This is a genomic window from Nitrobacter sp. 62-13 (genome assembly GCF_001896955.1).
Classification (GTDB): domain Bacteria; phylum Pseudomonadota; class Alphaproteobacteria; order Rhizobiales; family Xanthobacteraceae; genus Nitrobacter.
Genome location: NZ_MKRN01000002.1, coordinates 23474 through 34190, shown reverse-complemented (window position 1 = coordinate 34190; position 10717 = coordinate 23474). Strand labels below are relative to the sequence as shown.

Genomic DNA, 10717 nt, shown 5'->3' with positions numbered 1-10717 from the left:
CTGGTTCGGAGCGGTGCTGCGCGGTGACAACGAGTGGATCGAGGTCGGCGAGGGGTCCAACGTCCAGGACAGCAGTACCTGCCATACCGATGAAGGTTTTCCGCTGACGATCGGCGCCAACTGTACGATCGGCCATAACGTTATCCTGCACGGCTGCACCATCGCAGATGGCGCGCTGATCGGCATGGGCTCGATCGTCATGAACGGCGCTCGGGTCGGTCGTCACTGCATTGTCGGCGCCGGCGCGCTCATCACCGAAGGCAAGCAATTCCCGGAATATTCCCTAATCGTCGGCGCGCCCGCGCGTGCGATCCGCACGCTGAAGCCGGCGGAGGTCGAGGTAATGGGAGAGGGCGCGAAATTTTATGCCGCGAACGGGCTGCGTTTCAAACAGGGCCTGAAGCGGATCGGTTGAGATTCCGGCGAAACCTTGCACGGATCGCGGAGAATTGAGCCAAAATTCCAGCAAACGAGTGTCATCGGCAGAAACAATCAGGCGCAGGCGGCGTATGTCATCGGTAGGACGAAAAGGGAAGCTGGACGGAGTTTGATGATGTTGCGCAAAACGATGATCGCATTGCTGGCGGCTCTCGCATTAGGACTCGTCGCGCCCACGGCCGCCTCCGCGCGTGGCGGATTTGGCGGTTTTCATGGCGGTGGCTTTCACGGCGGCGGTTTTCATGGTGGCTTCCATGGTGGCGGTTTTGGTCACCACGGATTTTATGGCCGCGGCTTGGGCTGGGGTCTCGGGCTCGGTTTTGCGGCGCCCTATGCCTATTATGGCTGGGGTTATCCGTATGGCTATTACGGCTATCCCTACGGTTACAGCAGCTACTATGATGACGGTTGCTATCTGACCCGCCGCCGGGTCCACACCCGCCATGGATGGCGCTGGCGCCGGGTCGAAGTCTGCGGCTGATCGCGACGTCTCAACGATTGGGATTGAGCTGGCGCGCGCCAGATCGCGCGCCGGGCATGGTTATTTCCGCAGAAGCCTCCGCAGAAAGCCTTGGCCGCATCCGGTGCTTGGGTTAGACAAGTGCGCCGGATGCAGGCTGGAGAATGCGGCGATGCGGACGTTTCGATGTGCTGGCGTTTTGACGTTTGCGCTTGCGATTGCGTCGGGCGGCATCGTCCTGATACATGCTCCGGTCGCAGCACAGGCCCAGACCGCGGAGAAAACCATGACCACAGCATCGGGTTTGCAGATCACGGATACCAAGGTGGGGGAGGGTCCGTCGCCGAAGCCGGGCCAGATCTGCATCATGCATTATACCGGCTGGCTCTATGTGAACGGGGAGAAGGGCAATAAGTTCGACAGTTCGGTCGACCGCAACGAGCCCTTCGAGTTTCCGATCGGCAAGCGCCGAGTGATCGCAGGCTGGGATGAAGGCATCGCGACCATGAAGGTCGGCGGCAAACGCACGCTCATTATTCCGCCTGAACTCGGTTACGGCATGCGCGGCGCCGGCGGCGTCATTCCGCCTAATGCCACACTGATCTTCGACGTCGAATTGCTCGGTCTGAGAGGCTGAGACGGCTGTCCATCCTCGTTCGCTGCAGCATGTCACGCTCAGCGAACGCGGATCGCGCGAGTTTCCGGCTGGTCTGCGTCAAACCTTGCCGGCTGCTCGTTGAGTCTGTGAAGCGCAATCGAACGACGTCAGTTCGAAGCTTGACCGCCCCCTGACTTCCGATAGATCAAACCGGGCGAAATGAGACATTCATTCTTTTCGAGCTGCGACGGTTCGAGGCCGCCATCGCCGCCCTCGAGAGCTATGCGATCAAATTCAAACCGATCTCCGTTCGAATCGACGATATATTCCGGAATGGACTCCCGGCGGTATTCGCCGATGGAAGGGCCTTGTTCGACAATCGTCTTATCTTCCGTATCGGCCGTCTTCTCATCATCGCTCATCTGATATCCATCCTGCGCGGGGTCGGGCGTCCGGCTGCTGACTACCATAGTCTGTCACGTTTTTATTCTAATTCTTTGCCACAAGCTGCGCGCCTCATGCCACGACTATTGTTGTTGGCCATTGTTGTTGGCCATGTCCCGAAGGTGCGACCGGCAGTTGCGCCCTATGCCCGACCGATCATCGCGTTTCCTTCAAAACGCAACCACAAAAGGGTGCGGCCAGCCTCTTGGGGGAAGGCTGGCCGCGCGCGAACCGGTCTGGGACGGGGAGGGGTATGACCGGTCGCGGGTCTCGTATTCTCCTGGTTATCGAGAGCTGGCCGTCGCAACAGCCGGGTGGTTGTCGTCGAGCGCAACCCACACATTTGGGTCGCTCTGGGACTGCCGTTTCATGAAGCGGTAGCCGGTCTGGGTCCAGGCGACGACGTCCTCGTTCTGATTGTCCAGAATGAACTCGCCTTTGTCGGTCTTGACGGTCAGGACGGCATGACCGTCACCCTGCTTGTCGCGGACCACCGTGACCAGCAACGCCTCGCGTGGCCAGCCCGCGTCGATCAGCATCTTGCGCTTCAGCAGGACGTAATCCTCGCAATCGCCGTAGCCGTCTGTCGGCAGCGACCACTTTTCGACGACGCCCCAGTGCTCCTTGTCCGTCATCGGCTTGATGGTTTCGTTGACCCAGCGGTTGACCTTCAGCAGATCGCGCCAGGTGTCAGGCGTCATCACGATGTCCCGCGGTTGTGTTGCGCCACCGCCGCATTCCTTCGGACTGTCGTTGCAGAATTCGACCCAGCCGATCGGCGCCCGCGTGATGTCGCCGAGACTTGCATAGAGCTGCTGCTGGGCTTCTCCGGCCGCCGCCGGTGTCGCTAGCCCCCACAGGATGGCGGCAGCAACTGCCAGTCCAATTCCCTGTCCCCTGTTGACCATTGTGGCCCCCGTTTCTTGTTGGGACCACATTTCGCACAAAGGATTTGCATCGCCGCTAAGTAGTCGAAGTGTATTTGCGTCAAATGCAAGTAAAGTTCGCCGAAAATTGAACCTGTACTTGAATCGAATTCGATTAAAATTTTAACGGACTTCCTTTGATTCAAATTTTAGATATTAGCATTTGAAGCCCGCTGGAATCGGAGTTTCTGCGGTTGAACGCGCCTGGCGTTAACCGAAAAATCGCGGTGCAAGCGCAAGCCCCGGCTCGGCGGCGGCCGCCGGAAGGACTGGCGCAGGCGGGAGTTTGCGAGGGCCGCCGTTTACCGGGCGGTGACGTTATCTTCGAGAGTCTCGGGATGCTGCTCGTGAACGAACTCGAGCGCGAAGCCTTCTTCGAGATTTCGGACGACGCGGGCAAGCACCTTGCCGAGCGCAACCCGGGACTGCAGCGGCGGACGTCTTTCCGCGGAGATAGCGGCGCCCGACATGGATAGATCGATGATCCGGCACGTCATCCGGGTGCCGTCCTCCAATGTGAGGATCGCGGTCGGGTTGCGCGGCACGATGCGTTCGTGGCGGCGGTCTTCGGGAAGATTGAGAATATCGCGATTGGCGAGCCAAGTGAGTTGCGCCGCCAGCTTGTCGCGCTTGCGCGGCGTCGCGCTGACGCTCATGGCGAAGCCGCTGTCGATAATCCGGGTGATTTTACCCTCGACGCGGCCGATGTGGTCGAGATAGGCAACGATCCGGTCGCCGACGTTGCCGATGCCGGGCGCCAGCATGGCCAGCCCGCCAGGAGACATATTGATGACCTGGCAAGGGTATTCGCGCCGGTCCGGCAGCATATAGCGACCCAGCAGGTGCACCCCGACCCGCTGGAATCGCCGGCGCTCGACTGGAAGGTTTGAGATTTTTTGCGCCAACGCCATAATGGTTCCGCGGTCGACCGGCTATAGTTCGGTATCGATAAACCCTACGGTTGTCAGGGTTAACGCGGCGTTAGCGATCCGGAACTCGCGACTGCAATCCGTCCCGCTGCGTCCGGGAGCAGAATTAGAAAGACTACAATCTCCGGAGGCGTCGGCGGGACTTGTTGAAACCTGCCAGCCGTGGCTTCTGGCGCGTAAATGTAACTGGTGGGTACGTGTAACCCCCGTTCTGAGGGCAAGAGCCGGTCATGCTTCGGAATTCAACCACCGCCTGGGGCACCCTGTCCCGCGTTTTCCATGGGATCCTCGGTATCGCGATCATCGCCATGCTGGCCTATGGATTATGGTTCAACCACTTCCTGCCGAAGGAGGCCAAGCTCTTCCATCGCTCGATCCATGCCGACATCGGCTATGTCATCCTGCTCTTGATGGTGCTCCGCCTGATCTGGCGCGGCGCCAATCCGGTGCCGGCGCTGCCGGATGGCACGCCGGCATGGGAGCGGGCGATGGCGCACGTCAACCATTGGGCGCTCTATGCGATCACGATCGTCGTCGCGTTGCTCGGCTGGGCTCATTCCGGCGCCCACAAACCGGATTATGCCGACTGGTTCGGGCTGTTCCGGGTGCCGCAGTTCACATCGGAGAACCGCGACAACGCCCGCTTCTTCGAGCACTGGCACATCTGGCTGGCTTACGTGCTGATCGGGCTGGTCGTGTTGCATTTCCTCGCCGCGCTCTACCACCGGTTCATCAAGCGCGATCGCGTGGTGGCGCGGATGATGACAGGCGGAGCCGAATAACGTCGACGGCGACTGGCCCTAACCCATCCGTCGTCATGGCCGGGCTTGTCCCGGCCATCCACGTCTTTGGCGCGACGCACGGATTCAAGACGTGAATGCCCGCGACGAGCGTGGGCATGACGGTTTTCGTATTGGGCCTTTGTCCAAAAGTCTCCGCCGCTATCAGACTCACGCTTCGCCGAACACGCGCCTGAAGATCGTGTCGACGTGCTTGAAGTGATAGCCGAGGTCGAACTGCTCGGCGATCTCCGCGTCGGTGAGATACTTCTTCACGTCGGCGTCGTTCTTCAGAAGCGTCTGGAAATCCCCTTCGCCGCGCCATACCGGCATGGCGTTGCGTTGGACCAGTCTGTAGGCGTCCTCACGGCTCGCGCCTTTCTGCGTCAGCGCGATCAGCACGCGCTGCGAATGCACCAGCCCGCCGAGGCGATCGAGGTTCTTCTGCATGTTGGCGGGATAGACCAGCAGCTTGTCGACCACGCCTGCGAGCCGGTTGAGCGCGAAGTCGAGCGTGACCGTGGCGTCCGGGCCGATCATGCGCTCAGCCGAGGAGTGCGAGATGTCGCGCTCGTGCCAGAGCGCCACGTTCTCCAGCGCCGGCGTCACGTAGGCACGCACCATGCGGGCGAGCCCGGTGATATTCTCGGTCAGCACCGGATTGCGCTTGTGCGGCATCGCCGACGAGCCCTTCTGTCCCTCGGAGAAAAACTCCTCGGCTTCCAGCACCTCGGTGCGTTGCAGATGGCGGATTTCTGTGGCGAGCCGCTCCATCGACGACGCGATGACGCCGAGTGTCGCGAAGAACATCGCGTGGCGGTCGCGCGGAATCACCTGCGTCGAGACCGGTTCCGGGCTCAATCCCATCGCCTGGGCGACGTGCTCTTCAACGCGCGGGTCGATCTGCGCGAAGGTGCCGACCGCGCCCGAGATCGCGCAGGTCGCGACCTCCTTGCGGGCGGCGGTCAGGCGTTCCCTGGCGCGCGTGAACTCCGCATAGGCATAAGCGAGCTTGAGACCGAAGGTCACGGGCTCGGCATGGATGCCGTGCGAGCGGCCGATGGTCGGCGTCATCTTGTGCTCGAAAGCACGGGTCTTCAGCGCGGCGAGCAGCTTGTCGATATCGGTGATCAGGATGTCGGCGGCGCGAGTGAGCTGCACGTTGAGGCAGGTGTCGAGCACGTCGGAGGAGGTCATGCCCTGATGCACGAAGCGCGCCTCGGGTCCGACGATCTCGGCCAAGTGAGTGAGGAAGGCGATGACGTCGTGCTTGGTCTCTCGTTCGATCGCGTCGATGCGCTCGACATTAAAGGTGGCGTCTCTCGCCTTGGCCCAGATGGTCTTCGCCGCCTCCTTCGGGATCACGCCGAGTTCGGCCTGGGCGTCCGCCGCGTGAGCCTCGATCTCGAACCAGATCTTGAAACGGGTCTGCGGCTCCCAGATCGAAGCCATTTCCGGGCGAGTGTAACGGGGAATCATCGACGACCCTTGAGGTTTTCAGGGATGATGCCGCGCTTTAGCAGAGCTGTCGGAAGGAGACAAATGGTGCGGATCGGAGGCGAACTAGGACGTCTACCAATAATCCAAGATTGTCCGCTTCAAAGGGTTAGAGCAGGCACGGCCTGACTGGTCCTGAGAGCGTCCGCAAATGACCCCAACCGGACATTGACTCCGGACAATGAAGCCTGCCGCCACGACGACCTCGTCTATGACCACCATCACGGACTAGCCCAAGAATGCACTCCAATATGACCGCGCCGACTGAAGAGCCGGTTAGTTCACAAGGAGATGTCTATGCCTAAATTTTCGCTATCCGATATGACTACCAGACGGCCAAAAGACCCGTTCGATCCTGCCCTCGAAGCACCCATTGCCTTGACGCCCGATCAGCTCGAGGCGGTAGTTGGCGGTCTCGTCAACGTAGCGGGATCGCCGCGGGGCGTTGGCGGTCTGGGCACGATCATCGGCGGGGCCACGACCGGCGTCATTGCCCCACCTGTCAAGTCGCCGTTCCTCACGTCGATCAAAGCCGCCTGATGTCGTCCGCTCCACCAAAAGGAGGGGCCCGCCTGACCTTGGAAACCCTCGATTGTCCGAGTGCTCAGGCGGGCGCCAAAGATGCACGGGTCTACGGTGTGCGCACCGGCACTGCAGACGCACCCCGCATAGGTTACCTGACCGAGACGCAGGCAGTCTCTGAGGAGCTATTGGCCCTCTCAGGGGCGGCGAAACCGACCGAAATCTTTCGTATAGCGGCGCCTTGCGCGATGACCGGGTGCAAACACTTCGAGGGCAATGCATGCACGCTCGCCCAAAGAATCGTCGAAGGTTTGGCGTCCGTCGTCAACGCCCTGCCACCTTGCCAGATCCGTCCGACCTGCCGCTGGTTTCGTCAGGAAGGCCGGAACGCCTGTCTCCGTTGTCCGCAAGTGATCACTGACAAGCCCAATCCGACGGCAGACGAGAAGCGGATCGCAGACGATGAATAAAAATGCGAGGTCCTTATTTTAAGGACCTCGCATCGAATATTGCATTCATGGTTACGAAGCAGGACTGGCCTACAGAATAGGGCCGCCCGACTTGGCAGGCACATGAAGGCGGTCCAGAAGCCACTTCAGGAAATCGGAAGCAGCATCCGAAGCGCCTGTCGGGGCATCACTGCGATTTCCCCCGGATACGGAATCCAGTTCGTTATCGGTCAACTCTTGAGGTTCTTGCATTGTAATCTCCGTTCATTGGCTTGCGCTAGGTGAACTCAATTCGCCGCCAAAGCGGGGGACTCCTGAACCGCGAGATCCAGGAGTTCCGCTTCGGACAGTCAGCACACTTAAAAGATCGATTTGATGCAGTATCCGATGCCGCCAAGAAGACCGCCGCCAATGGCTCCGGGTACCGCGCCGGGGCCACCCGTGGCCGCCGCACCGCCGGCAGCGCCGGTCGCGGCTCCCGCCGCCATCGCGCCGACCAAATCGCCCCAGCTAAACTTGGCTCCGGCCACGGAGTCGAGTTCCTCGATGGAGAGCTCGCGTATCGCTGCATTATCGTTCGTATCATGTATCATTTCAGTTTCACCTCTTTTAGGCGCGGGATTATCCCGCAACCGAGGTGCAGCATGTCCTTGCGGTCCGGAGCGCTCCATGACGACCGTCACAGACGCTGTCGCCATTGCGTTTTTTGACAAGCGTGCATGAAATGCTCGAATGATCTGTGTGTCCGCTTTTGGTTAGCGATCGGCCCGCTTTTGCGCGAGTTCTGACCACGCGACATTTTCGACTTTTTCAACACAACTCGGTCCCAAGGGGTCATTTGATCGGCTCGCAAACGCTTCCGGCTGCTTCATCGGCGTGTGCGAATGGTTTCGGATTTTGTGATAAATACATCCGGTCGATTGGCTCGTTGGGAGATTGCAAATGTCAGGATTGTCAGATGCGGTGAGAGTGATTGAGCCCGGCAAGACCTATGTCGGCAAGCAGGGCTTTACTTACGGAGCCGGCGCATCGAAGGAGGCTGTCGGAGCAAACAGGTCTGTTTGAATGTGCTGCCGATGCCTCCGGGCGCTAAGGCAAAGGTCCATTACCACAACAGTATCGAGACGATTGCTTACCTTTGGAAGGCGAATGCTCAGTCTATTACGGCGACAAACTCGAGCATCGCATCAGGACGGCATCGTTCTGCTGCCAGAACTTGATGCAACGTTGGCGGAGAGGTCGAGTGCGATAGCGAAATGAGGCCCAGAGCTGCTCGAGCTTATGAGTACACGCCTAGCGCTGCTTTCGCGAACGGCCTATCGTCATCCTCATGCGTTTGAAATCGAGCATATGGGTCTCCGCTTATCTGCGCCGCTGCCAGAGCGAGGGCATCTTCGGCGCGGTGCGCCGGCGCGGCGCCGAGGAGGCCGGCGCCGTGTTCGTCAAGATCGCGCTGATGAACGGCAATGCGATGTTGTACGCCCCGGCGCCGCAGGCCGTGTATGACGATAGCCGGCCCATCGAGCGGGTTTTTGTCCCGTCGTCGAGCGAGCCGGTTGCCGAGCAGGCGGTGGAAGAGCGTCTCGCAAAGGAAGTCCGGTTCGATCCGGACGCCTGGATCGTTGAAATCGAAGACCGGGCAGGGCGGCACTTTCTGGACCTGGCGCCGGCGTGACCGGCGAACGGCATTCGCCGTGCATGGCTCCGCGACCGTGGGCCGCAAGCGCCGCCAAACGGTAAGCCTTCCTTTTTTCCTCCGGGCTACCCATGTTACAGACGCTTCCCCCTGCCGGGGACTTAGAGGAACAACCATATGAATTTGACCAAGCGGGCATCTGGCGTGATGAAGGCTTTTGCCATCGTCCTGTCGCTGGCGCTTCCGTTGATGTTTGCCGTGTCCGCGGCGGACGCTCGCATCGGTGGAGGGAAGAGCTACGGCTCGCGGGGATCGCGGACATTCTCCGCGCCGCCGGTTACCAATACCGCGCCGAACGCGGCGCGTCCGTTCGATCGCACCATGACACCCGGCCGTCCGGGCGCAGGCACTGCGGCAACCGGCGGTTTCAATCGGCCGGGCATGGGCATGCTCGGTGGCCTTGCAGCCGGCTTCCTGGGCGCGGGCCTGCTCGGCATGCTGTTCGGCGGTGGCTTGTTCGGCGGTCTCGGAGGGCTGTCGTCCATCATCGGGCTGTTGCTTCAGATCGGCCTGATCGTCCTCGTCGTCCGCTTTGCGATGTCGTGGTGGCAGCGGCGCAACGCGCCCGCCTATGCGGGATCGGCGCCGGCCCCCGTTCCCGGGGCTCAGGCGAATCCACGCAGTGGCCTGGGTTTCGGCTCAGTGGCATCCGCCGCGCCATTGGAAATTACGCCGCCGGACTATGAGGCCTTCGAGCGTCTGCTCGGAGAAATCCAGACCGCGTGGTCGAACGAGGATGTCAACACCCTGCACACGCTGGCGACCCCGGAAATGGTGTCGTACTTCACCGAAGATCTTAGGGCCAACGACGCCCGCGGCGTCGTCAACAAGGTGTCCAATGTCAAGCTCCTGCAGGGCGACCTCGCGGAAGCCTGGCGCGAGGGCAATACCGACTACGCCACGGTGGCGTTGCGTTATTCGCTGGTCGACAAGACTATCGAGCGCGCCGGCGGCCGCGTGGTCGAAGGCAGCGATCAGCCGCAGGAGGTGACCGACGTCTGGACGTTCGCACGCCGTAACGGCGGAAAATGGGAGCTCTCGGCGATCCAGCAGACCTGATCCGCGGCCGTAACTTTTCAAGAAAAGGCGCCACGACAACTTCGTGGCGCCTTTTTTGCGTTGAACGAAGGGCCTGACTGCGCGTTATCGCGGGATTATCCGCAGCGCGCAGACGCCATAAATCGATCGGAGAAGGCAATGATTGCAACAGACAGAATCCTTCCGCGAATTTGTCTTGGCCTGGCCACCGCTATGCTGATGACGACGGCGGCGGTCCAGCCGGCCGGTGCGCAGACGGCCAACATGAGCTTCTTCGTGACCAGCGTCGGAATCGGCAACGGCGGCAATCTCGGCGGACTGGCCGGCGCGGACAATCATTGCCAGACGCTGGCGCAGGCTGCGGGCGCAGGCGCGAAGACATGGCACGCCTATCTGTCGACCCAGGCGGCCGACGGCAAACCGGCCGTCAACGCGCGCGATCGCATCGGCAAGGGACCGTGGCAGAATGCCAAGGGCGTCGTGATTGCAAAGGACGTTGCTACGCTGCATGGCACCAACAACATCAACAAGGAGACCGCACTGACCGAAAAGGGGGAGGTCGTCAACGGCTACGGCGACAAACCCAATCGTCACGACATGCTGACGGGTTCGCAGCCTGACGGAACGGCCTTTTCCGGCACCGACGACCGGACTTGCAAGAACTGGACGAGCAGCATGCAGGGCGCCGCCATGCTGGGGCACTCCGACATCAATGGCCCCGCCACCAATCCAAATGTCAAATCCTGGAACGCGGCGCATCCCTCGCGCGGACCCGACGGCGGCTGCAGCCAGAACGATCTCAAAAGCACCGGCGGCGACGGGCTTTTTTATTGCTTCGCTGTCAATTGACACAGGCTGTCTTGCCGTGATCGGCCACCGCGTCGTGGCGCGACGGCTTCCGTCCCGCTAGCGGCTGGCGCAGTGAGGGTCGCGCCCGCCCG

General features: G+C 61.1%; 15 protein-coding genes. 10 read left to right on the top strand and 5 right to left on the bottom strand.

Annotated features, from left to right (window positions below; translation table 11 throughout):
* The 3 genes from BGN91_RS00250 to BGN91_RS00240 all read left to right on the top strand — a co-directional run.
* Positions 1 to 415: gamma carbonic anhydrase family protein (locus BGN91_RS00250; RefSeq protein ID WP_292609966.1), on the top strand; the 415-nt coding region annotated here is incomplete at its 5' end.
* Between the two features lie 138 nt (positions 416 to 553).
* Positions 554 to 919 (top strand): hypothetical protein, encoded by a 366-nt coding sequence (locus BGN91_RS00245; protein WP_292609965.1) that lies wholly within the window; start codon positions 554 to 556, stop codon positions 917 to 919.
* A 151-nt stretch (positions 920 to 1070) separates the two neighbouring features.
* Positions 1071 to 1535, top strand: coding sequence for an FKBP-type peptidyl-prolyl cis-trans isomerase (locus BGN91_RS00240; RefSeq protein WP_292609964.1), 465 nt, complete (start codon positions 1071 to 1073; stop codon positions 1533 to 1535).
* Between the two features lie 128 nt (positions 1536 to 1663).
* On the opposite strand, the gene BGN91_RS00235 is transcribed toward BGN91_RS00240, so the two are convergent.
* From BGN91_RS00235 to BGN91_RS00225, 3 genes are all read right to left on the bottom strand, one after another.
* Positions 1664 to 1918 (bottom strand): hypothetical protein, encoded by a 255-nt coding sequence (locus BGN91_RS00235; protein ID WP_292609963.1) that lies wholly within the window; start codon positions 1916 to 1918, stop codon positions 1664 to 1666.
* Positions 1919 to 2224: 306 nt separating this feature from the next.
* Positions 2225 to 2848: a transglutaminase-like cysteine peptidase gene (locus tag BGN91_RS00230; protein ID WP_292609962.1), complete on the bottom strand. Its 624-nt coding sequence runs from the start codon at positions 2846 to 2848 to the stop codon at positions 2225 to 2227.
* A 320-nt stretch (positions 2849 to 3168) separates the two neighbouring features.
* A complete protein-coding gene (locus BGN91_RS00225) occupies positions 3169 to 3777 on the bottom strand; it encodes a PilZ domain-containing protein (protein ID WP_292609961.1) in 609 nt (202 codons plus the stop codon).
* 248 nt (positions 3778 to 4025) lie between these two features.
* Between BGN91_RS00225 and BGN91_RS00220 the strand changes: the two genes are divergently transcribed.
* A complete protein-coding gene (locus BGN91_RS00220) occupies positions 4026 to 4577 on the top strand; it encodes a cytochrome b (RefSeq protein ID WP_292609960.1) in 552 nt (183 codons plus the stop codon).
* 168 nt (positions 4578 to 4745) lie between these two features.
* On the opposite strand, the gene purB is transcribed toward BGN91_RS00220, so the two are convergent.
* A complete protein-coding gene (gene purB, locus BGN91_RS00215) occupies positions 4746 to 6053 on the bottom strand; it encodes an adenylosuccinate lyase (RefSeq protein WP_292609959.1) in 1308 nt (435 codons plus the stop codon).
* A 339-nt stretch (positions 6054 to 6392) separates the two neighbouring features.
* On the opposite strand from purB, the gene BGN91_RS00210 reads away from it, so the two are divergent.
* Both BGN91_RS00210 and BGN91_RS00205 read left to right on the top strand, forming a co-directional pair.
* Positions 6393 to 6611: a hypothetical protein gene (locus tag BGN91_RS00210; RefSeq protein WP_292609958.1), complete on the top strand. Its 219-nt coding sequence runs from the start codon at positions 6393 to 6395 to the stop codon at positions 6609 to 6611.
* A gap of 38 nt (positions 6612 to 6649) precedes the next feature.
* Entirely contained in the window at positions 6650 to 7063 is a 414-nt protein-coding gene (locus tag BGN91_RS00205) for a hypothetical protein (protein ID WP_292609957.1), read from the top strand.
* Positions 7064 to 7401: 338 nt separating this feature from the next.
* Here the strand turns inward: BGN91_RS00205 and BGN91_RS00200 are convergent, their stop codons facing one another.
* Positions 7402 to 7635: a hypothetical protein gene (locus BGN91_RS00200; RefSeq protein ID WP_292609956.1), complete on the bottom strand. Its 234-nt coding sequence runs from the start codon at positions 7633 to 7635 to the stop codon at positions 7402 to 7404.
* 349 nt (positions 7636 to 7984) lie between these two features.
* On the opposite strand from BGN91_RS00200, the gene BGN91_RS00195 reads away from it, so the two are divergent.
* The 4 genes from BGN91_RS00195 to BGN91_RS00180 all read left to right on the top strand — a co-directional run bounded on the left by BGN91_RS00195 (position 7985) and on the right by BGN91_RS00180 (position 10625).
* Positions 7985 to 8107: a hypothetical protein gene (locus BGN91_RS00195; protein WP_292609954.1), complete on the top strand. Its 123-nt coding sequence runs from the start codon at positions 7985 to 7987 to the stop codon at positions 8105 to 8107.
* Positions 8108 to 8372: 265 nt separating this feature from the next.
* Positions 8373 to 8717 (top strand): DUF1491 family protein, encoded by a 345-nt coding sequence (locus tag BGN91_RS00190; protein WP_292609952.1) that lies wholly within the window; start codon positions 8373 to 8375, stop codon positions 8715 to 8717.
* 138 nt (positions 8718 to 8855) lie between these two features.
* Positions 8856 to 9797, top strand: coding sequence for a TIM44-like domain-containing protein (locus BGN91_RS00185; protein WP_292609950.1), 942 nt, complete (start codon positions 8856 to 8858; stop codon positions 9795 to 9797).
* A 192-nt stretch (positions 9798 to 9989) separates the two neighbouring features.
* The gene (locus BGN91_RS00180; RefSeq protein ID WP_292609975.1) at positions 9990 to 10625 is read left to right on the top strand and encodes a lectin; all 636 of its coding nucleotides are present in this window, start codon (positions 9990 to 9992) and stop codon (positions 10623 to 10625) included.
* Positions 10626 to 10717 lie beyond the last annotated feature (92 nt).